Origin of the sequence: Sphingomonas sp. CCH10-B3 (genome assembly GCF_001556185.1) — a bacterium.
GTDB lineage: Bacteria > Pseudomonadota > Alphaproteobacteria > Sphingomonadales > Sphingomonadaceae > Sphingomonas > Sphingomonas aquatica.
This window is the reverse complement of the sequence record NZ_LSIJ01000099.1, coordinates 1-20,740: the sequence shown is the minus strand read 5'-3', so window position 1 is coordinate 20,740 and position 20,740 is coordinate 1. Positions and strand designations below refer to the sequence as shown.

The window sequence follows — 20,740 nt, the reverse complement described above, 5'->3', positions numbered from 1 at the left end:
TTCTCATGATGTCCGCCAAATCGTTGTCTGGCGCACAAACCTTGAGGTGACGCCTGTTCCGGGCGAAGCGTTCGGACCGGGTCAAGCTCGTCTGGTGGGATGGCACTGGCCTGTGCCTGATGGCCAAGAAGCTGGAGTCCGGCGGCTTCAAGTGGCCTGGCATCCAGGACGGCGTCATGCGACTGACGGCGGCGCAACTCGGCGCTTTGCTGGAGGGTCTGGACTGGCGCCGGGTGCATGGCGGGCGACGGCCGATCGCCCCGCAGATTGCCGGTTGACGGGGCTTTTGACTGCTGATTCAATGCCTCCATGCTCATGGAAGCGGACCTTCCCGAAGACATCGAAGCGCTCCGTGCGTTTGCCCTCGAACAGGCCCGGATACTGGCTTCGGAACGTGCCGCCGCCGCAGAGTTGGCGCTCGCAAAGGGCGAGGCCGATGCCGAGATCGAGCGGCTCCAGTCGATCATCGATGCGTTCATGCGTCATCGGTTCGGCGCGCGGTCTGAGCAACTCGATCCCGACCAACTTCAGCTCGGCCTAGAAGATGTCGAGACGGCCCTCGGTCAAGCCCGGGCTGCCCGCGAAGCGGTATCTCCACAGTCCAAGAGCGATCGCCAGCGCAAGACCAACCGCGGCTCGTTGCCCGCACACCTGGAGCGGATCGAGCAGGTCGTCGATGTCGAGGACAAGGCCTGCCCCTGTTGCGGCGGTGCGCTGCATCAGATCGGCGAGGACGTGGCCGAGCGCCTCGACGTCGTACCCACCACCTTCCGCGTCCTGGTCACACGCCGGCCGCGATACGGCTGCCGCTCGTGCGAGAGCGCGGTCGTTCAGGCTCCAGCGCCAGCTCGGATAGTCGAGGGTGGCATTCCCACCGAAGCGCTCATCGCGCAGGTGCTGGTGGCCAAGTACGCCGATCACCTGCCGCTCTATCGTCAGGCGCAGATCTATGCCCGGCAAGGCATCCAGCTCGACCGATCGACACTGGCGGACTGGGTCGGACGGGCAGCCTGGTATCTTCGTCCGTTGCGTGACCACATTCTCGAGCGACTGCGACGATCGGAACGGCTGTTCGCAGACGAGACGACGGCGCCGGTGCTCAACCCGGGAACCGGAAGGACCAAGACCGGTCAGCTATGGGCGTACGCGCGCGATGATCGTCCCTGGGGCGGCGCTGATCCACCGATGGTTGCTTATGTCTATGCCGCCGACCGTAAATCGGAGCGCGCCGAAGCGCATCTGGGCGACTTCGCCGGCATCCTGCAGGTCGATGGCTATGGCGGCTACACTGCGCTGGCAAAGCGGCGGCAGCAAATCCAACTCGCCTTTTGTTGGTCGCACGTGCGCCGGAAGTTTTACGAGCTCGCGGACAAATCGCCCGTCGCTATTGAGGTGCTGCGCCGCGTCGCCATGCTCTACGCCATTGAGGCCGAGGTGCGCGGCTCCTCAGCAGAGCAGCGCCGGGCCTTGCGCGTCGAACGCGCCCGCGGCGTGGTCGACGACCTGCGCCTTTACCTCGATGCCCGGCTTCGCCAGGTCAGCGCCAAGAGCAAGCTCGCCGAGGCAATCCGCTACGCGCTGAACCGTTGGGCTGGCCTGACCGTGTTCCTCGACGACGGCCGTGTCGAACTCGACTCCAACACCGTCGAGCGATCGATCCGGCCGATTGCAATGAACCGCAAAAACGCGCTGTTCGCAGGCTCCGACGAGGGCGGCGACAACTGGGCGGTGATCGCCACGCTCATCGAAAACTGCAAGATCGCCGGCATCAATCCGCACGCATGGATGACCGACACGCTCACCAAGCTCGCCAACGGTCATCCCGCCAACAGCGTCGGCGAACTCATGCCCTGGATCGCTGTGGCCTGAGAGCATCGGTTACTCTTATGTGGGTCGAAACCATTTGTCGTCGCGTAGCGCCCGACCTTAATCCGATCCGCGCAGCAATCGACTATCCTGAATCCGGTTCCGGTCGGGCGTTGGCCCCGCCTGGCAGTGCCGGTGCGCTATCCACGTTGTCGCCCTGTTCGCCCGCGGTTTTCTTGAGTGGACGTGAAAGTCGAAGAGTCAGGAAGGTGACAGCGCTGATGATGATGGCGATATCGTACAGCGAATATCCGACCGCGGCACCAACGGCCCCTGTCGCCCACAGGCTCGCCGCCGTGGCCGTCCCTGATGTTCGACTCCCTTGCTTCAGGATCGCTCCGCCGCCGATGAACCCGACGCCGGTGATCAGGCCTTCAAGGATGCGAGCCTGACCAAGCGACTCCCGACCAAGAACGGCTATCGCTATGAGCACAAAGCCACAGCTGGCGACGGCAACGAGTGGAAAGGTGCGAATGCCGGCGCTTCGCTCCTCTTTTTCTCGATCCCAGCCAATCGGAAGAGCCAGAACATAGGCGATCAGAAGACTGAGAAGGTGCCATAAGGCTTCTGAGAAACTACTGGTAACCAAGGTCAATAGTGATCACCCTTTGTTTGATTGTGACGGAGATACGGAGGAACTAGAGAGGCGCGCGGTCCTGTTTAACTCTCGACAATCTCAGCTCGACCAGCCTTTCAAAATAAGCGTTAGCCATTTTGCGATGGGCGTCGATCACTTCTGGTTTGGTAGAGTTCTCGGCAAGCTCGACCTCAACCTGCGCTCTGTGTTCGAAATATAGAAACTCATCATCCGACATAGAAAGTTCCTTGAGCGGGTCGTCAGATATCATCGCGATCGGTATTTCGGCCCTCGTTCGACTACGCAAGTCGGCGTTTTGGGCCTTGCCGAGCCTGACTGGGCGTCAGGTCGATCAGATCCTCGAGAAGCCGCGCCGAATTCGACCGGCTCTTCGAGCCGGGCCCCTGGGGTGCGGCACGGCACGTGATCATAGACGGGAGTGCTGATGACAGGCTTTTGCGAGAACGGGAGCGTGCAGGCCGCGAGCCCGCCGGGTAACACGGTGAGCATCAAACAGTTCACAATACGCATGGCTCGTTGCCTCCTACTTGATGAAACACTCGATCACACGTGCGTCCTGAAAAGACGGTGGCGCGCCGATGCTCGTGTTACTAATGACACTTTCTATAAGCGTCCTTTGTCCTAATCCAAAGAGATGCTGTTTTTGGTATGATCGGGATGCGAGAAAAGGACGCTATCTGGGCGGCCGACCTCTTCCAAGGAAGCGTCTGCATCCAGTTCCATCAGCGGTTTGATATGACCGTCGCGAATGTCGTAAATCCAGCCATGCAACCAAAGCGGTTGGCCGTCTTTCCACGCGCTTTCAACTATATCGGTTCTTGCCAAGTTGATCAGCTGATCCCTGACATTCATTTCAACGAGTCTGTTGAGCTTGGCTTCCTCACCATCCAACGCTGCAAGTTCATCGGCATGATCGCGCACAACGCTACTCGCATGATCGAGCCACTGCCTGAGTTGACCGGTAGCTCCTCCTGCGAATGCCCCCCTGATGCCACCACACCCATAATGACCGCACACAATGATGTGCGGAACCTTGAGCACCTGGACTGCATATTGCAGCGCCGCCATCAGGTTGAGATCGCTCGGATTAACAAGGTTGGCGACGTTGCGGTGAATGAACATACCTCCCGGAGGAGTCATGGTCATCTGTTCAGGGCTGACCCGGCTGTCCGAGCAACCGATCCACAAGAACGCTGGCTTCTGGCCATCGGCTTGTCGCGTGAAGAAGTCCGCGCGCTCGTCGATAAGTTCCTGCGACCAAGCCCGGTTGGCGAGAAGAAGCTGTCGATATTCTCTCATGCGAATCTTACTCCAACTACGGGGGCGTTGATCAAAGGAGATGTCCGTTCGGCAAGATCGCCACGAACGACCACATCTACCGACTTGAATCGAGCGGCTTTGATAAAGGAGTTAATAATCTCGACATTATCGAGATCAACATAGCTCGTCGCGGAAAGATCAATCAGAAGCCGGCTATTTTCGGGAACGCGGTTTAGTTGCTTCTGAAGTTCATATTTGTGGATAAAATACAGGTTACGCCGTGCACGGATGAGGCAATCATTGCCCTCGCATGCAAACGTTACGGCAGATCGAAAATTACGCGCTATGACGAACACGAACCCAATCACAAGGCCGATCAGGACGCCTTCGAGCAAGTTGGTGAACATGATCGCGATCACGGTTACTACGAACGGGATGAACTGGGTCCAGCCTTGTCGGTAGCGGTCCAGGAAAAGCTGGGGCGTGCAAAGCTTGTAGCCGGTTGCGATCAGCACCGCCGCGAGTGCCGCTAGCGGGATGAGGTTGAGCACCATGGGGATCAACGCGACCGACAACAGCAGCCATAGCCCATGCAGCATCGTCGACGCCTTGCTCTGCGCGCCCGCACCGACGTTGGCCGAGGAACGCACGATCACCGAGGTGACTGGCAGCCCTCCCAGCAGTCCCGACACGATGTTGCCGCCACCCTGGGCCATCAGTTCCCAGTTCTTGTCAGTGGTGCGTCGTTGCGGGTCGAGCTCGTCGATGGCCTTGATGCTGAGCATCGACTCCAGGCTAGCGACGATGGCAATCGTGGCTGCTGCGATCCAGACGGCACTGCTCCCGATACCCGAAAAATCGGGAAGGGAGAAAAGCTGAGCAAATTCGGCCGGGCTTTTGGAGACTGGCACCTGAACAAGATGCTCCGTGCCAATCTTCCAGGAAGGTAGAAACGCCCCGAGCAGCGCATTGCCGATGACGCCGATCAGGACGGCCACCAAGGGGCCTGGCAAGAAACGGAGCGGACCCTGCTTGGGTTTCGCGCTGTTCCACCAGAACAGGAAAGCAAGGCCCGCGAGGCTGATGATCAGCGCACCCGGCTCAAATTTGCGCCTCAGGAACACGAAAAGGTTGGTGAACGTGTTCCCGTCACCAGAAGAGAATTGAAAGCTACCCTCAGCCTCGACCTCATAGCCGATCGCGAACGGAATCTGTTTGAGAACAAGAATAAGTCCGATCGATGCCAACATCCCCGTGATCACTGAGGACGGGATAAATTCGCTCAGGATTCCCGCGCGAGCCGTAGAAAATGCCAACTGCAACGCGCCCGCCAAAACCACTACCGACAAAAAGATCGGATAGCTCGGTAGGGAATTGATGGTGTCGAGCACGATAACCGTAAGGCCCGCGGCAGGACCGCTGACGGACAACGGAGACCGGGACAGGCCGCCAACTACAATGCCGCCGACGATACCTGCTATCAGGCCAGAAAATAGGGGCGCTCCTGACGCAAGGGCGACGCCCAGACAGAGCGGGAGCGCAACGAGCGCAACGACGATGGATGCGGGCAGATCTGTCCGCAACGACGCAAGAGGTTGTTTCGAAGAGGACACAAGGGTCTCCATAACTGTATGCAGGATTTGGTGAGCGGCGAGCAAAGCAGGGTTGCCGCTTTTTTCAAAGCGGCGGATCGCCGCGGCGTTCGCAAGTGGGCCCGGGCCGCGTGACGAAGTCACCCGTTACAGCGACCATGCTCTACTCAGAGGCACTGTCGGCCGTTGCCGTAGCTTAGAGTTTTGGGGGTCTCAATGTCGGGGCGACAATCACCCCTTCGCTAATCCGCTGCCCGGACGTCGAATAAACCTCCTCAGGCTCCATCTGCGAGATGATCGCCATGGCAGGCACCTTCATGTGATCGCCGTGGCATTCACTATGCGCATGAGGGAAGCGTCCGGCAACGTCTCCGGGCACCTCGTCGCTTGGAGGCTCGCTCACGCTCGCCATCGAAAGGGCTAAGCCGGGCGTGCCGAAGCGGCTCATATTCGAGCTTTCGTCACTTAGATAGAAAGCCGAAGTCAGCCCCAAAAGCGAGGCAAACAGCAAGCCGATGACAAAAGGAAGCAGGCGGCTCATTCCGACCGTCCTTAGCGATCCTGCACGTTCAAGACCACTACCTTATCATCTAGCTCTTTTACGGTGCGCTCGTTAGATCGGGTGCGATCCTCTCCGGTACCCGTGTCAGGATTATTCCATCACGGCGAGCAGGTCGTCGATCGACGCCGTCGCGAACGCGGTGAAGCTGTCGGCTACCGCATAGGGAAGCAGCAGGTCGCGGCCGACCGCGAGCGCACCGCAGCTATAGACGACGTTGGGGACGTAACCGTCGCGTTCCTTGGGGCTGGGCGCCAGGACCGGACGCGGCGTGCGCGCCAGCAGCTTGGACGGATCGTCCTTGTCCAGCAGGCACGCGCCGATGCAGTAGTTGCGTACCGTGCCGACGCCGTGCGTCAGGACCAGCCAACCCTCATCCAGCTCGATCGGCGAGCCGCAATTGCCCATTTGGACGAATTCCCACGGATAGCGCGGCTCGATCAGCTTGGAGCCACCATTCCACGCCAGGATGTCTTCCGATGTCAGCAGCCAGATGTTCTTATTGTCCTGGCGACCGAGCATCGCGAAGCGGCCGTCGATCCGGCGCGGGAACAGCGCCATTCCCTTGCCGCCGGCGGCATCGCCGGTCAGCGCGCGCATCTCGAAGGTGGTGAAATCGGTGGTAGTCAGCAACTCCGACCGCGCGGCCGAACCGCTGAACGCGGTATAGGTGCCGTGATAAGCGAAGACGCCATCGCCCTCGTCGAACCGGACGAGGCGCAAATCCTCGATGCCTTGGCGCTGGCTCGCCAGCACCGGGAACAGAACCGTCTCCGAAAGGGTCCGACTGCCGCCGCAATGGAGCCGAACAGAAGCGTTGGCCGTATCGGCCTGATCAATGATTGGCGGCACCGACACGGACCCCGGATCGTCGATGGTCGGCGAGCCGCCCGGCGTCCACCGGCCGGTGCGGAAGGTCACGGAGGAAAGGTGGCCTTCGCCGATCCCGCGCAGCGACAGAATAAAGCGGACCTCGCCCTTGGCCACATCGACTTGGTCGGGATGGAGTACCGCGCTGGGATTGAACAGCGCCGCTCCCTCATAGGCGTACTCCTGACTGAAATACGCCCCGATCAGTCGGCGTTGTGCGTCGTTGCATCGATTGGCTCCGTCGAAACGGTCGGCCATTTCATCGAAGCGTCGTCGGAGAAACGCATCGACATCCCGGTGGTTCTCGTCGAGCGATGCAGTCACGCCTTCCAGCTGGCGGGTCAGTTCGGGCTCGTCGAGCGCAAGGATGAAATCGACCGTCTCCTGCGTACGCGTCTTGCCGCTATCGAAGCTAGGCGGATAGCCAGGTTCGAACGGCCGGACCACAGTGCGCGACGGGTCGGGCCGGAGAAGCACATCATGAAAACGGAGCCTCGCGCGCTCGGCCTTGGCGGACCTTCTTATGTTCATGAATGAGCTGTACGGGCGAACCGCTTTGAGCTCTATCGATAAAAGTTAGGCTCTCTGGGGCGTACGGCCTATATCTTAGTGCGCGGTCGCCAGGGCGCGTTCATCGCGGCGCTCGGGACTTTGGTTGTGATCGAGGCAGCGCCGAAGCTGATCAGCGGCGTTACGCCGTCGCAAGTACGATGTTTCTCTTCGGCACTTTCGTCGCCATGTTGCTATTCCGCTCCGCGCTTCGGGTTCTGCAAGCGGCATGGCCGCAATCGCGTGCCGAGCGACTACGGTGCGTCACTGGATTGATATTTCGTCAGGAGGAAAGACCATGTTGATGAAAATAGCCGGGCTTATGCTTTCAGCAGCTATCTTTGTTGCTCCGGCAACGGCAGGTCCGCCGTCGGCGGTTACCGCCGTCATGTACAAGAACCCAGGTTGCGAATGTTGTGATGGCCATGCCGCTGCGTTGCGCTCAGCGGGCATACAAGTGCGGGTCGTTCCGGTGAGCGATCTCGAAGCGGTGAAGTCGCGTTTCGGCGTGCCAGCGGAGCTGGCGGGGTGCCATACGACCATCATCGGGAAATATGCGATCGAAGGCCACGTGCCGGTAGCGGCAGTGCAGAAAATGCTTAAGGAAAAGCCGCGCATCCGAGGCATCGCGCTTCCGGGAATGCCTGCTGGCTCCCCTGGCATGAGCGGGCGGAAGGTCGCGCCGTTCAAGGTGCTCAGTTTCGGCGCGAAGGCCCCAGAGCTTTATCTGACGGTGTGAGGAAAGTCCGCACCTTAATGGGGTGGATCGAGCGCGGGCGCACCACGATGGGGGTGCCTGCTTATCGCGATCCGGTGAAAGAGGCATGATGTCCGAGCAGTGCGATGTTCTGATCGTAGGCGGCGGACCTGCCGGCCTGACCGCAGCCATTTACCTTTCCCGCTATCATCGCCGCGTGATCGTGGTCGATGCAGGCCACAGCCGCGCAAAGTGGATTCCGCGCTCGCACAATCATGCCGGGTTTCCGGACGGGATCAACGGCGAGGATCTGCTAGGCCGGATGCGCGAGCAGGCCGAGCGTTTCGGCACGACGATCGTCACGGGCCTCATCGAAGAGCTGGAAGGCGGGATAGACTCCTTCGAGGCACGCGGCGCGGGTATCGCTTTTACCGCTCGCGCTGTCGTTCTGGCGACAGGCGTGGAAAACCGACGTCCGGCGATGGATGCAGCAACGCATCGCGACGCCCTCGACCGAGGATTGCTGCGCTACTGCCCCGTATGTGATGGCTACGAGGTAACTGGACAGGCGATCGGTGTGATCGGCGCCGACCATCACGGCGTTGCGGAGGCGCTGTTTCTGCGCACTTTCTCGGACGATGTAACGCTCCTGACCCACGAGTCGGTTGAACTTTCCGAAACGGATCGCATCAGCCTGTCGAGTGCCGGCATCAACGTGCAGGAGAGTCCAATCGACGCGCTCGAGTTCGCCGACGCGGCAGTGGTTCGACTACGCGACGGCGGCCTCTACCGGTTCGACACCATCTATCCCGCTCTTGGTTCGGACAGCAACAACGCGCTCGCCAAGTCCCTCGGCCTGACGCTGAGTGACGATCGCTGCATCGTGGTCGATCCCAAGCAGCGGTCCAGCGCCGCAGGGATCTATGCCGCCGGCGACATCGTCATGTCGCTCGACCAGATCAGCGTTGCGATGGGCCATGCTGCGATCGCCGCGACAACGCTTCACAACGACCTGCGTCAGCGCGATGGCCATAGCCTTGTATAAAATATGTGGGGAGGATCGACGATTTGCCCGGATAGGGTCGCAGCTATTCAATAAGCTTGCTGCAACAGATTTTGGCGGGTCCCTATAGTCCTGAATAGTGTTCGAAAGAAATATGAGGAACATCCGGTCGCCGATCATCGCCGGCAACGTGCTCATTGTCAGTTAACCGCCAACGGCCCGAAACAAAAAAGCGGGTGGCAGACTTCACCTATATCTGGACCCGCCGAAGACTGGCTGTACTTAGCGGCTGTCATCGACCTGTTCTCACGCTGCATCGTCAGTTAGTCGATGAGCGTTGCGATAACGGCGCAACTGGTCAACGATGCACTGGTCATGGCTATCTGGCGAAGTGCGCGAGCGTGCGGTCGCCCGACACTTGGGCCCCTCCTTCGGCGCGGTGAGGCAGTAACGGGCAGACCGGCCGCACGCCTTCGCCACGCATTTTCATCCCGAGCCCCTGGTGCGTACTCAGCGCCGCCCGGGCGATCGGTCCGCAAGGCATGCGGCATCGCTCGCGACGTCTGGGCGGGGCCAACGTCGCGGCGGTCGTCGGTGCAACCGACGCGCAAGGCAGGCCCGAGGGCAGCCCGTGGAGAAGCCTCCGGGCCTCTGGCGCACACGCCCGGCGAAGCAGTTTGCTTTTTTTAGCAACAGACTTTAATCGCTAATGCGAACTACTCGCAGATAATTTCAGGGGACGTACGTTGGTTAACTTTATAAATGCCGTGCCGCTGGCTGCAATCGCTGTGACCATCTCGTCGCCGGTGCTCGCCCAAAATGTCGCCGACGATAATGTCGCCGACGTAAAAGCACCGGAAATCATCGTGATCGGAAACGCTGAGAGCCTGCTCGACATCGCGGGTTCAGGTTCGATTGTCACGCGCGAGGATCTAGATCGGAGCCGCGTCCTGACGGTCAACGATGCGTTGCGCCAAGTCGCTGGCGTCTTTCCACGGGACGAGGAGGGGACGGGGGCGCGGCCCAACATCGGGATAAGGGGATTGAACCCGACTAGGTCTTCCAAGGTTCTGTTACTCGAAGACGGGATCCCACTGGCCTTCGCACCATATGGCGACAACGCCAGCTATTATCATCCGCCGCTGAGCCGGTTTGATCGCATCGAAGTTTTGAAGGGCGCTTCGCAGGTGCGGTTCGGACCGCAGACGATAGGCGGCGTCATCAACTATATCACGCCGCGCGCTCCAGAGACGTTCGAGGGCAAGCTGTCGCTGCAGGGGGGCAACCGAAATGGCCTCGGCGCGGACGCGCAGATCGGCGGGCCGGTTCTGGGCGGACGCGCTTTCGTCACCGCCGATCATCGCCAGGCTGCGGGGAGCAGGGACAATCAGTTGCTCCGGTTCACCGACCTGTTCGCCAAGGGCGAATGGGATTTGTCGCCAGATCAGCAGCTAGTTGTAAAGGCAAGTTGGTTCCGTGAGCGGTCAGATATCACCTATTCAGGGGTAACGCGCGCAGAATTCGCGGCCGCGCCACGCGGCAATCCGTTCCCGCGCGGCAGTGACACATTTTCTGCTGATCGCTATGGCCTTTCGGCAGCCCATCGCTGGACACTCGCTACTGGAATCAGTCTGCGCACGGTGGCTTATTGGCAACGGTTTGATCGCGACTGGTGGCGACAGTCCTCGAACTCCACACAGCGCCCCTCCGATGCGTCGGATCCGCTATGTGGCGGCATGGCCAACCTGTTGACCGGGTGCGGCAACGAGGGAAGGCTTCGAAACTACGATACCTGGGGGGTCGAAACGCGAATCTCGCTGGGGCATCGCGACGGGCTGGGGCTCGGCTTTGGCGGACAGACCGAAATCGGCATCCGCTATCATGATGAACGACAGCGCCGTCGCCAGGTAAACGGCGACACCGCCGCTTCCCGAGTGGCTGGGAGTGGCGTCAATGCCGGCCTGCGCGAAAATCAGCTTCGCAATGCGTCCGCATGGTCGGGATTCGTGCAGTCCACACTTGAGTTCGGAAAGCTTGCGATCATCCCGGGCGCGAGGGTTGAAGTAATCGATTTTCGTCGCCGCAACTTGCCCATTGACGTTCTGATCGGTGGCAGGCCGTCGGGCGGGCTGACGACCGAGACCGCCGGCACAAGCAAGTTGCAAAAGATCATCCCCGGGATCGGGGCGACATTCGATATTGCCGATGGCATCATTGCTTATGGCGGCGTCCATCGCGGTTTCGCGCCACCGCGGGTGGAAGATGTCATCACAAGCGCCGGAGGTTCTGTCGATCTCGACGCAGAGTTGAGCTGGAACTGGGAACTAGGCATGCGCGGGACGCTGGTTCGTGGACTGTACGCGGACGCAACCTTCTTCGTGATGGACTTTGAAAATCAGATTGTGCCTCAATCTGTCGCCGGGGGAACCGGGGCCACGTTGACGTCGGCAGGCCGCACGTTGCATCGCGGTGGCGAGTTCTCGTTAAAAGCGTCGAGTTCGGATGCGGGACTGACCAGCGAGACCGATTTCTTTGCTCGTATGGCTGCGACCTGGGTGCCGACAGCGCGCTATGCATCGACCCGTATCGCCACGGCACCGTGCCTTGACGGCGGGGCGGTGGGAACGATGGTGGCGACAGGCAGCGGACCTGTGGCGTGTGGGCTCGCCCGTAACGTGCAGGGCAACCGGCTTCCCTATAGTCCTCGCGTTCTGTTGAGCGCAGCGGTCGGCATTGCCCGTCAGGGCTTTACCGGCCAGATCGAGGTCGTTGGTCAATCAGCAATGTTCGCTGATGACGTCAATCTTTTGGCCGTGACGCCCGACGGCCAGCGCGGACGCATATCCGGCTGGACGACGGCAAACCTCGCACTCAGCTATGGCCCTCCCAAGGGCAAATGGGAGATTTTTGCCAGCGCGCATAACGTTTTTGACCGATTGACAATCGTTGATCGTTCGCGCGGCATCTTGCCGGGCGTTCCGCGCACGGTGCGTCTTGGCGTGTCGCTTCGCATGTAAGCTTGTGAATAAGACGCAGGCGAGCACGCGCCAGCCTTACCATCGCGCGTCTCGCCCGCGAACGGTCGATTGTGGGAGAGCCCCGCCGATCGCGACTGAGCTGTCTTGATCGAGTTGTGGCGTATCTCAAATCTGCCCCTCGCTCCGAGGAAGGATTCACAGCTCGCTCTACATATGATAATGTCCTTTATCACACACTCTAGGGACCATGATCGCATGACCGGGACGGCCGCCACGACACCCCCGCAACGTCGCCCCGTCATCCGGGCCGTCAGTTTCGATGAGGCCGGCGCGGCGATCGGCCGCTTGCTGCCGATCGCGCGGCCGCCCACACGCGCGGCCGAAACCGGCGCATCCGGCAAGGTCGCGGATTTCCTGCTGGCCTGGTGGAACGGCGACGAGTGCGGGCATTTCCCGATCATCCACTTGTGCAACGTCGATGCCGTCATTGCCGAGGATATGCTTACGGTCATGGCCTATCTGGCGCAGGAGTCGACCACCTACGCCGATGCCTGGGGCTACCGCGACGCGATGGGCGACCTTTGGGTGCGCTATCGCGGCGACCCCGCAGAGAGCGTTTAAACGCCTCCGAAGATCCACCGCAAAAAGGGATGCCGGCATGATCGAAAATGACGACGAGGCTTTTGCCGACAACTACGCCGAGCGCGACCAAGCCAAGGCGCTGTGCGAGCAGGCGCGCGCGGGCGGGTTGCGTTTCGAGGCGTATCTACCCGGCGACATGGCCGATTGGCTGTTGGCGCAGGTCGAGGGGGGCCATTTCGTTGATCCGTCCGAGGCGGTGTTCGCGATCGTCAAGAACTTTATCGACATGGAGCCGCACCGCGATTTGCGCGACGAGCTGCTACGCCGGATATTAGACGAGTCGGTTGCGCGCGGGCTTGAGGACGTGAAGGCGGGCCGCGTTCGTCCCGCTGATGAGATGTTTGACGAATTGCGCCGGGAGCTGGCGAAGCCTCGCCCCGAGCCGGCCCGTTGGCAGAAGATCGCACGATGAACCAGCTCGCCCCCCTGCCCTCGCCGGCGCTGGCGTTGCCGGCCTTGATCGCGGCGGCCGACGACGCCACGCGGCTGCGCTTCCTTGAGTTCTTCGCCGTCACCATTCGCAACCCGCATACGCGCCGCGCCTATATGCGCGCGGCCGGCGACTTCCTGGCCTGGTGTGAGGCGCGCGGCGTCGCCTCGCTTGAGGCCGTGCAACCGCTCCACGTCGCGGCCTGGGTCGAGGCGCTGGGGCGCGAGCTGGCCGCGCCCAGCGTCAAGCAGCAGCTCGCCGGCGTGCGCCACCTGTTCGACTGGCTGGTGACGGGCCATATCGTGCCGGTGAACCCTGCCGGATCGGTGCGCGGGCCGGCGCATAGCCAGCGGCGCGGCAAGACGCCGGTGCTGGCCCCGGACGAGGCGCGGCGGTTGCTCGACAGCATCGACGTGACCACCCATGCGGGCCTGCGCGACCGCGCCCTGATCGGGTTGATGGTCTATAGTTTCGCGCGGATCGGCGCGGCGCTGGCGATGCGGGTCGAGGACGTGTTCATGCAGAACAGGCGGCTATGGGTCCGACTGCACGAGAAAGGCGGCAAGCGCCATGAAATGCCCTGCCATCACAATCTAGAGGATTATCTGACCGCCTATATCGACGGGTGCGCGCTGCGTGAGGATCGCAAGGGATCGCTGTTCCGCACGATCGCACGCGGGACTAAGCGACTAAGCGATACCCCCCTGCCCCAAGCCAATGCCTTCGCGATGGTGCGCCGGCGCGCAGGCGCGGCCGAGATCGGGACGGCGATCGGCAACCATTCGTTCCGCGCGACCGGAATCACCACCTATCTGAAAAACGGCGGCACGTTGGAGACGGCGGCGACGATGGCGAACCACAGCTCTACCCGCACGACTCAGCTCTATGACCGCCGGCCCGATGACGTGACGCTGGACGAGGTGGAGCGGGTGTTGATCTAGGCGGCGATCGCTGGCGCACATCCCCAGCGCCCGCCCTGCCAATGGAACCCTACCTGCTGCGCGTTGCTGATCGCGGGCGGCTCGCCCTTGTGCCAGAAACCGAGCATCTTGCCCCGATCGTCCAGATGAGCGTCGGCGACGATCGCGCGCGCGGCCTGGATGAATTGCCCATGCCCGAACACATAGACCAGCGAAGCGGCCGACATGGCGGCGAGGCGGGCAAGCGCCGCCTCGCAGCGCCGGAGCAGATTGGCGAAGCTCTCCGCCCCCTCCCCGTCGCAATAATCAGGATCGGCCTCGCTCCAATAGCGTTCGAGGTGCGGCATCCGCTCGGCGCTGCGCGTGCCGTTCCAGCGCGCCGGTTGCAGATAGGTGAACTCTTCTATCGGCCAGACTTCGACCGGGACGCCGGGGAAGCGCGCGATCGTCGGCGCGGCCGTCTGCCGGGTGCGGGTATAGGGCGACGTGACGATGAGCGCGGGCGCTTGCGTCCAGCTCGCCGCGACCTGGCGCGCTTGTTCGTGGCCGTGCTCCATCAGCTCGATCGTCGCGAGATCGCGACACGGCACGCCGGCGTTGCCTGTAGATTCGCCGTGGCGGATGAAGATCGCCCGCATATGCGTCATCTATCCGAATACCTCGCTATGCGAGCCAAGGCGCGCGAGGCGCAGCGTTTCGTCGTCGGGCTTGGCGTAGATCAGCACCAGATCGGGCTTGACGTGGCAATCGCGGTAGCCCGCCCAATCGCCGCTCAGATCATGGTCGCGGTATTTGGGATCAAGCGGCGTGTCGGTCGCGAGCGCGGCCAGGACGGGCAGAAGATCGGCATCGAGGGTCGCTCGATGCCGGCCCTTTGATTCCCGCTTGTAGTCGCGCTTGAACCGGGTCGAACGATCAATCGTCCGCATGGAGGTCCGCCATCAGCGCATCGACGCTGGCGAACTTGGTCCCCTTCCCCGCCGCCAGCTCTGCCATTGCCTCGCGTGTCGCGGCGTTCGGAACCTTGACCTCGAAAGGCAAGCGCCGTTCGTCGGCGATACGCAGCATCAGCAGCCGGATAGCGTCGGAGATCGAAAGGCCCATCGCGCCCAGCGCGGCGGTGGCGCGTTCCTTCGTCGTATTGTCGATCCTGGCGCGGACATAGGTGTCGGAAACAGCCATTGGGATTTCCTTCTGAAAACGTAGTCCCAATGTAGTCACAGAATCTGATTTTGGCAATGGGTGCGGTGATTATGCGCCTGCCGCTGGCGCGGCACCGTGGCTCTAGTCGCTCACGCTCCCCAAGCCCGCAAGCGGTCTTGGCCCAAGGTAACGATCCACATGGCGGAAGCGAGATCGCTGCGCGGATCTCGCGCAGCAGCGCCGGGGGAAAGGCGGTCCCGGCCGCCTCTCCCCCGCAACGGCAATCAGCGGGACCGTGGCTCACTCGGCTGCGCCTCCCTGCGCCGCGCACCACTCCCGCAGATTCCCGCTGCCCCCCTCTCTCGCCGGCGTTCTTGGGCGTCCGTGTTCCGGCCGATGGCATGGCCATCGCCGGACAGGCGATTTGAAGGGAGTAAAGACGATGACCCACGAAACCCGCGAAAGCTGGCTCAATGCCGTGGCGCAGGGCATGGCTCTGCTGTTCGAGGCGCTGGACGCCCCCCTGCCCGACCGCGTACGCGTGGCGATCGGCTTCACCAGCAGAGGCGCGAAGGGCAAGGCGATCGGTGAGTGCTGGGACAACCGACTTAGCGCGGACGGGCATTTTGAAATCTTCATTCGCCCGGACCTAGCGCACGCGCCCGATGCGATGCCGGCGCAGATCGCGGCCATCCTCGCGCATGAGCTGGTCCATGCCGCCGTCGGCATCCCGGCAGGGCATGGGAAGGCGTTTAAACGGGTCGCGCTGGGGCTGGGGTTGGTCGGGCCTATGCGCGCCACCACCCCCGGCGAGGCGTTCCTTGCGGCCGTCGCACCGATCCTCGATGCCGCTGGCCCCCTCCCCCATGCCCGTCTCGACACGGACGGGGAGTCGACCGCGCCCAAGAAGCAGAAAACCCGGATGCTGAAATGCGAGTGCGCGACGTGCGGCTATACCGCGAGGACCGCGCGCAAATGGCTTGAGCAGGCCGGAGCGCCGCTTTGCCCGATCGAGGATCACGGCCAGATGAGCCATGAGGCGCTGGACGATGACAGCGAGGATGAGGGCGGCGAGGACGGCTAGACGCCCTGCCCTTTCATCCGATAGCCGTTTGCGCTATGACCACATGCAAACATGAGTTCATGTAAGGATATTCACATGCCAACAATCGCGATCATCAGCCAGAAGGGGGGCGCGGGCAAGACCACCCTCGCCTTGCACCTGGCCGCAGCCGCCGAGGATTCCGGGCATACCGCGCTGGTGATCGACCTCGACCCGCAGGCGACGGCGAGCCAATGGGCGGCATGGCGGCAGGACGCGCCCCCGGTCGTGATCGACAGCGCCCCCCCTCGCCTTGCCGCCAAGATCGAGCAAGCGACGGCGCAGGGCGCGGAGTTCATCGTGATCGACACCCCGCCCCATGCCGACAGCGCCGCCAGCGCCGCCGTCGAGGCGGCCGACCTGGTGTTGATACCTTGTCGGCCGAGCGCGTTCGACCTGGCCGCGATCAAGACCACGGCCAGCCTTGTGAAGATGCGCGGCAAGCCCGCTTTCGTGATCTTCACGGCGGGAAGCCCGACCGCGCCACGCATGTATGACGAGGCGGCGCAGCTCGTGCAGGGTTACGGGCTGGACGCCTGCCCGCTGCATGTCGCGGATCGCGCCGCGTTCCGCCATGCGGCGACCGAGGGAAAAACCGTGATGGAGATCGAACCGAATGGCAAGGCGGCCGATGAGGTGCGTCAGCTTTACAAGTGGGCATGTGAACATGTAAACATGCCAGCAGATAGGAAGCGGAGGGCCAGCGCATGAGCCGGAAGGGATCATTGCTTGCATTGCGGGATCGGGACGCAGCGCCGACGCCGGCGACGGCCGAGCCGGAGGGAAGGGCGGCCGCGCCGATCGCCCGCAGCACTGGCGTAGGCACCGGCAGCAGTTCGAGCAGCAGCCCGGTTGCGCCGAGCCGTCAGGGCAAGAAGGCGATGACGGGCTATTTCAGCCCGGAAATGTCGTTCGCCATGCACATGACCGCCCGCAAGCACGGCATGAGCTTGCAGGACGCGATGGCCGAGGCGTTCAACGACTGGCTCCGAAAGATGGGGGAAAGTCCTGTAGGCAAGTGAGCATGTTCACATGCAAACATATAGCTTAGGGGAAAACTCATGGACGTGCTAATCGTGTCCGCCATCTTCGCACTGGTGATGATCGGATTGTCCATCCGGGCAAACGCCCGTTTCCGGCAGGAAAGGAAACTGCCGATGCAATGGCGGCTTTCACGATCAGAGCCGCTTTCCAATTTGGTGAATTGGTCCGCACCTCGCGTTCTAGCTCTCAGCTTCACGCCCTTCCTTGCGATCTGTGTGCTGGGGCTGTTCAATGTTACCGCGATGACCCTAACGCCGAGGCCGGGGCAGGAGGGGATGCTGTTACCGTCCCCGATCTTTATTGGAGGCGCGTTCGTGGCGGCCCATGTTTTCCAGCTTTGGTTGATCGGAAGGAGCCTGGGCCGAAGTTAAACTCAATGTCGTCATGTTCACATGCAAACATGGCAGTTAACGCCATGACACTGTCCTATTGCCGCCACGATTTTCGGCGAAGCAATCACGCTATGGTAGTTATTAGGCACGCGATCTTTCCTCGTGACACAGCTTCGGTGCTGGGCATCTGGCGTGAGTTCATCGCTAATTCGCCGGTCAATCTCGACTATCAGAATAATGACGCTGAGTTTGCAAACTTGCCTGGGAAGTATGCGGCGCCCAAAGGATGCGTGCTGCTTGCGGACCGGGAGGGGGAAATCGAAGGCTGCGTAGCGATGCGCCAAGTCACACACGAGATATGCGAGATGAAACGACTATATGTTCGTCCCCAGGCTCAGGGACGGCATCTTGGTCGCGCGCTCGCTGAACGTCTGATCGAGGAAGCTCGCACTGTGGGCTACAGCGAAATGAGGCTCGATGTGCAAGCGAAGTTCGTCCCCGCGCGCAAGCTGTATGAGACTCTTGGTTTCGTCGCGGCGGAGCCGATTTCCTTCAACCCGGTTCCCGGCGCATCCTTTCTTGGACTTCACCTGTAGTCGAGTCCGTAGCTATCGACCAGAAAGTGACAAAGGCGGATCAGTCGATATGTTTGCATGTGGACATGAACGCTTGTCCACATAAGGGATCAGCGCAGTGGCTTGCGTTCGTGCCGTTTCTTGCAGAAGCCTAGGAAAGCGGCGCGGGGGCTTTTCAGCTCGGGCTTGCCCATGTCGTGCCACCACGACACCCATTCGTCATAAAGCGCATACACGTCATAGCCTGGCGCGGCCGTCTTGGCGTCGTGCATGGTTTCCGGGTCGATATAGGGCGCATCGTCGCCGGCGTTGGCGAGCGGATCGGGCTTGGACTTGAGGCCCGAGCGGTTGCGGAACAGGATCACGTCATCATTCATCGTCACCGCATAGTCGGGGAAATGGCCGTGGTCCGCGTCATGCTCGCAGACCTTCTTGACCAAGGCCCGTAACACCCGGAGCGGGCTGTTCGAGCCGCATTTCTTTTGCAGCAGCTCCAGGCCGATCTTCCATTCGTCCTTCACGCCGCAATGCTTGCGGGCCAGCTCATACATGCGCCGCTCGAACGGCTTGCGGAGCCGGAAATAGTCGCGGTGAAGCGTCAGAACATTCTTGCTGATGACCGAGCGATAGACCCAATCCGACAGGGTGATTTCCAGATCGAGCATACGGCCGTCGAACGTCTTGCGTGTGATTCTGGCTTCTTCGATCAGCCCGAAAATCCGCGTTTCCTCGACACCGCCCGTCTGGATATTGGTCCGCACCGTGGTCCCGCGCAGGCGGGTGAGGGCGTCGGCCATCAGCCGATAGCCTTCGCCGCTGGTTTGCCGGTTGGTGGCGACGAGCATGTCATAGGCTTGCAGGCGCACCGTGCGGCTAGGTTGCTGGCCCTGATTCATCTTCGCGACGAGCTGCGAAATACAGTAGATCAATATGTCCTTGTCGTGGATCGTCGCCAGCCCCTTGCCCGAGGGGATAATCTCGATAACGTTGCCGTTATGCTCATAGCGCCGCATCCGGTTGTCGGGCTTGGTCGAGAGCGAGAAAACCGGATGCTCCATCGAGGCCATGTCGTCCTTGGGGATGGCGTCGAGAACATCGCAGATGAACAGGTCTTGGTTAGGGTGCCGCACCGGCAGCAGCGGCGTGCGATCGTCGCCGTCCACGGCCGTGGACGGCGCGGCGATCGGCGCGTCAAACAGGGAAGGGGCGGAGTCTATCGTCATTTCACTAACGCCACAGCTACTATCGTCATTTCACATACGCAAGCGGATTATCGTCATTTCAGATTCACCCCCGCGCTATCGTCATTCCGATTACGCTTGGAGGGGGCGGGCCTATCGTCAGAGTGGATTCACCCTATCGTCACTCTGGATTCGCTTTTTCGTCAGAGCGGATTCACCACGCGTCACAAAAACGCCAATTAATACATTATTTTCAACGCACTATAAAACCGCCCAAATCCCGTAACACGACTCTAAACCCATATATTAACACTAGGGCGAGGCTGTGGATAACTTTAGGCCGCCCCGCTTGATGCGACGTTGAAAGGAAGAAAAGCACCGCCTCTTGGGGCTCCGCCCCGCCGGCTCGCGGCCTTCGGCCGCCCCGGATCGCTATGCGATCCTCCCACCCGGCATCCCCAAAATGAGCCGGCTTCGCCGGCACGCTTTTGTTGATTTGGGGTGTGGTGTGACCGTCACACCCCTATCGCCAGCGCATCATTGAACCCAGCCGCCGAAAATGGCTTTCCAGAAAAGCCAAGCGGATATGTGGGCGTTCTGATCGAGAGGGTAGAGGAGGCGGAAACGTCCCCACAGGGGGCGATTTCCGGCCCGCCCGGCCTCATTCCGGGCGTAGGTCAGGGTTTTCGGCGTCGGAACCGCCTATGGCGCTCTACGGGCTTCCCAGGGCCGCCCGATTTTTCCGGCGCGAGATCCACGCACCGTTTAAACGGCCTCACGCCTTGTCGAAGCGGCCCGCGAACTCGCGATCGGCATAGTATTTGAGCTTGGCGGCGACGATCGGCCGTTGCCCCGCGAGGAACAGGAGCTGGTAATCCTCGCGCAGCGTGCGGACTTCATCCGGCGTGAGCAGCGGGCGAGCGACATGCTGCGCGCCGAACGATATGCCGGTTTCGTCGCTGTCGATCGCGCGGCTCATGGTCTCGAACACGACCGTCTCCTGGCCGAGCAGATCGGAGACGAGCTTGGCACTGTCGTGATCGTTGACCCCGAATATCTGCAAGACGCCGGCGTTGGACAAGAAGGTGCCGGCACGGCGCTCGTAGAGCGCGCGGAGCTGGTGAACGTCTTGCAGGATCGGCCAGAGCTGGATGCCGTAGCCGGCCATGAGGCCCATAGCGCGCTCGACGGGTTCGAGGCGGCCGAGGGCGGCGAACTCATCGAGCAGGAACAGGACGGGGCGGGCGGGGGAGGCCGGCGCGCGCGCCAGATCGGTCAACCCTTGCGCCAGCATCAGGCGCAGCCACCGGGCATAGGTGGCGAGCCGATCGGGCGGCAGCACCAGATAGGGGGCCGGTGAGAGAATGTTCGAAAACGTACGCTAAGCATCCCGACCGTT

The 20,740-nt window shown here is 61.7% G+C and carries 23 protein-coding genes and 1 pseudogene; 13 read left to right on the top strand and 11 right to left on the bottom strand.

Annotated features, from left to right (window positions below; translation table 11 throughout):
* Positions 1-53: 53 nt before the first annotated feature.
* Both tnpB and tnpC read left to right on the top strand, forming a co-directional pair.
* Positions 54-278 (top strand): IS66 family insertion sequence element accessory protein TnpB, encoded by a 225-nt coding sequence (gene tnpB, locus AX672_RS15965; RefSeq protein WP_269454055.1) that lies wholly within the window; start codon positions 54-56, stop codon positions 276-278.
* 31 nt (positions 279-309) lie between these two features.
* A complete protein-coding gene (gene tnpC, locus AX672_RS15960) occupies positions 310-1,869 on the top strand; it encodes an IS66 family transposase (RefSeq protein ID WP_062346055.1) in 1,560 nt (519 codons plus the stop codon).
* Between the two features lie 82 nt (positions 1,870-1,951).
* Here tnpC and AX672_RS18360 read toward each other — a convergent pair whose 3' ends face one another.
* The 6 genes from AX672_RS18360 to AX672_RS15930 form a co-directional block, all read right to left on the bottom strand.
* The gene (locus AX672_RS18360) at positions 1,952-2,455 is read right to left on the bottom strand and encodes an MgtC/SapB family protein (RefSeq protein ID WP_082446662.1); all 504 of its coding nucleotides are present in this window, start codon (positions 2,453-2,455) and stop codon (positions 1,952-1,954) included.
* A gap of 49 nt (positions 2,456-2,504) precedes the next feature.
* A complete protein-coding gene (locus AX672_RS15950) occupies positions 2,505-2,681 on the bottom strand; it encodes a hypothetical protein (RefSeq protein ID WP_202189359.1) in 177 nt (58 codons plus the stop codon).
* Positions 2,682-3,085: 404 nt separating this feature from the next.
* Complete coding sequence (locus tag AX672_RS15945; RefSeq protein ID WP_056405860.1) at positions 3,086-3,763, bottom strand: carbonic anhydrase; 678 nt, start codon at positions 3,761-3,763, stop codon at positions 3,086-3,088.
* Complete coding sequence (locus AX672_RS15940; RefSeq protein WP_231731401.1) at positions 3,760-5,460, bottom strand: SulP family inorganic anion transporter; 1,701 nt, start codon at positions 5,458-5,460, stop codon at positions 3,760-3,762. The genes AX672_RS15945 and AX672_RS15940 overlap by 4 nt, the downstream gene beginning before the upstream one ends.
* A gap of 52 nt (positions 5,461-5,512) precedes the next feature.
* Positions 5,513-5,857 (bottom strand): hypothetical protein, encoded by a 345-nt coding sequence (locus tag AX672_RS15935; RefSeq protein WP_062343925.1) that lies wholly within the window; start codon positions 5,855-5,857, stop codon positions 5,513-5,515.
* 111 nt (positions 5,858-5,968) lie between these two features.
* Positions 5,969-7,276, bottom strand: coding sequence for a glycoside hydrolase family 130 protein (locus tag AX672_RS15930; protein ID WP_062343926.1), 1,308 nt, complete (start codon positions 7,274-7,276; stop codon positions 5,969-5,971).
* A 277-nt stretch (positions 7,277-7,553) separates the two neighbouring features.
* Here AX672_RS15930 and AX672_RS15925 point away from each other — a divergent pair, with 277 nt between their 5' ends.
* The 6 genes from AX672_RS15925 to AX672_RS15900 all read left to right on the top strand — a co-directional run bounded on the left by AX672_RS15925 (position 7,554) and on the right by AX672_RS15900 (position 13,985).
* Entirely contained in the window at positions 7,554-8,033 is a 480-nt protein-coding gene (locus AX672_RS15925; protein ID WP_231731400.1) for a DUF411 domain-containing protein, read from the top strand.
* An 85-nt stretch (positions 8,034-8,118) separates the two neighbouring features.
* Positions 8,119-9,036 (top strand): NAD(P)/FAD-dependent oxidoreductase, encoded by a 918-nt coding sequence (locus tag AX672_RS15920; RefSeq protein WP_062343928.1) that lies wholly within the window; start codon positions 8,119-8,121, stop codon positions 9,034-9,036.
* A 704-nt stretch (positions 9,037-9,740) separates the two neighbouring features.
* The gene (locus AX672_RS15915; protein WP_082730595.1) at positions 9,741-12,011 is read left to right on the top strand and encodes a TonB-dependent receptor family protein; all 2,271 of its coding nucleotides are present in this window, start codon (positions 9,741-9,743) and stop codon (positions 12,009-12,011) included.
* Positions 12,012-12,227: 216 nt separating this feature from the next.
* Entirely contained in the window at positions 12,228-12,593 is a 366-nt protein-coding gene (locus tag AX672_RS15910; RefSeq protein ID WP_062345061.1) for a DUF7673 family protein, read from the top strand.
* A 37-nt stretch (positions 12,594-12,630) separates the two neighbouring features.
* Entirely contained in the window at positions 12,631-13,026 is a 396-nt protein-coding gene (locus tag AX672_RS15905) for a CopG family transcriptional regulator (protein ID WP_066652990.1), read from the top strand.
* On the top strand, positions 13,023-13,985 hold the full coding sequence (locus AX672_RS15900; RefSeq protein ID WP_004212934.1) for a tyrosine-type recombinase/integrase: 963 nt from the start codon (positions 13,023-13,025) through the stop codon (positions 13,983-13,985). Before AX672_RS15905 ends, AX672_RS15900 begins: the two co-directional genes overlap by 4 nt.
* On the opposite strand, the gene AX672_RS15895 is transcribed toward AX672_RS15900, so the two are convergent.
* Genes AX672_RS15895 through AX672_RS15885 form a run of 3 tightly spaced genes read right to left on the bottom strand, consistent with a single transcriptional unit; the run spans position 13,982 to position 15,146 of the window.
* Positions 13,982-14,602 carry a histidine phosphatase family protein gene (locus AX672_RS15895; protein ID WP_066653000.1) on the bottom strand — a complete coding sequence of 207 codons (621 nt, stop codon included), beginning with the start codon at positions 14,600-14,602 and terminating at the stop codon, positions 13,982-13,984. The two genes, AX672_RS15900 and AX672_RS15895, sit on opposite strands and share 4 nt — an antisense overlap.
* Positions 14,603-14,611: 9 nt before the next feature.
* Entirely contained in the window at positions 14,612-14,893 is a 282-nt protein-coding gene (locus AX672_RS15890) for a type II toxin-antitoxin system YafQ family toxin (RefSeq protein WP_004212931.1), read from the bottom strand.
* Positions 14,880-15,146, bottom strand: a complete 267-nt coding sequence (locus AX672_RS15885; protein WP_004212930.1) for a type II toxin-antitoxin system RelB/DinJ family antitoxin — start codon at positions 15,144-15,146, stop codon at positions 14,880-14,882. The genes AX672_RS15890 and AX672_RS15885 overlap by 14 nt, the downstream gene beginning before the upstream one ends.
* 403 nt (positions 15,147-15,549) lie before the next feature.
* Here AX672_RS15885 and AX672_RS15880 point away from each other — a divergent pair, with 403 nt between their 5' ends.
* The 5 genes from AX672_RS15880 (at position 15,550) to AX672_RS15860 (ending at position 18,181) form a co-directional block, all read left to right on the top strand.
* Positions 15,550-16,191, top strand: coding sequence for a transcription elongation protein SprT (locus AX672_RS15880; RefSeq protein WP_066652987.1), 642 nt, complete (start codon positions 15,550-15,552; stop codon positions 16,189-16,191).
* A gap of 75 nt (positions 16,192-16,266) precedes the next feature.
* Positions 16,267-16,920 (top strand): ParA family partition ATPase, encoded by a 654-nt coding sequence (gene parA, locus AX672_RS15875; RefSeq protein WP_066652985.1) that lies wholly within the window; start codon positions 16,267-16,269, stop codon positions 16,918-16,920.
* Positions 16,917-17,231 (top strand): ribbon-helix-helix domain-containing protein, encoded by a 315-nt coding sequence (locus AX672_RS15870; protein ID WP_066652983.1) that lies wholly within the window; start codon positions 16,917-16,919, stop codon positions 17,229-17,231. Before parA ends, AX672_RS15870 begins: the two co-directional genes overlap by 4 nt.
* Positions 17,232-17,270: 39 nt before the next feature.
* On the top strand, positions 17,271-17,624 hold the full coding sequence (locus AX672_RS15865; protein ID WP_062344211.1) for a hypothetical protein: 354 nt from the start codon (positions 17,271-17,273) through the stop codon (positions 17,622-17,624).
* A gap of 137 nt (positions 17,625-17,761) precedes the next feature.
* Positions 17,762-18,181, top strand: a complete 420-nt coding sequence (locus tag AX672_RS15860) for a GNAT family N-acetyltransferase (protein WP_231472260.1) — start codon at positions 17,762-17,764, stop codon at positions 18,179-18,181.
* A gap of 89 nt (positions 18,182-18,270) precedes the next feature.
* Here AX672_RS15860 and AX672_RS15855 read toward each other — a convergent pair whose 3' ends face one another.
* Together AX672_RS15855 and AX672_RS15850 are read right to left on the bottom strand one after the other, a co-directional pair.
* On the bottom strand, positions 18,271-19,383 hold the full coding sequence (locus AX672_RS15855) for a replication initiator protein A (RefSeq protein ID WP_066652980.1): 1,113 nt from the start codon (positions 19,381-19,383) through the stop codon (positions 18,271-18,273).
* A 733-nt stretch (positions 19,384-20,116) separates the two neighbouring features.
* Positions 20,117-20,689: pseudogene (locus tag AX672_RS15850) on the bottom strand (type IV secretory system conjugative DNA transfer family protein); the annotation flags it as partial.
* Positions 20,690-20,740 lie beyond the last annotated feature (51 nt).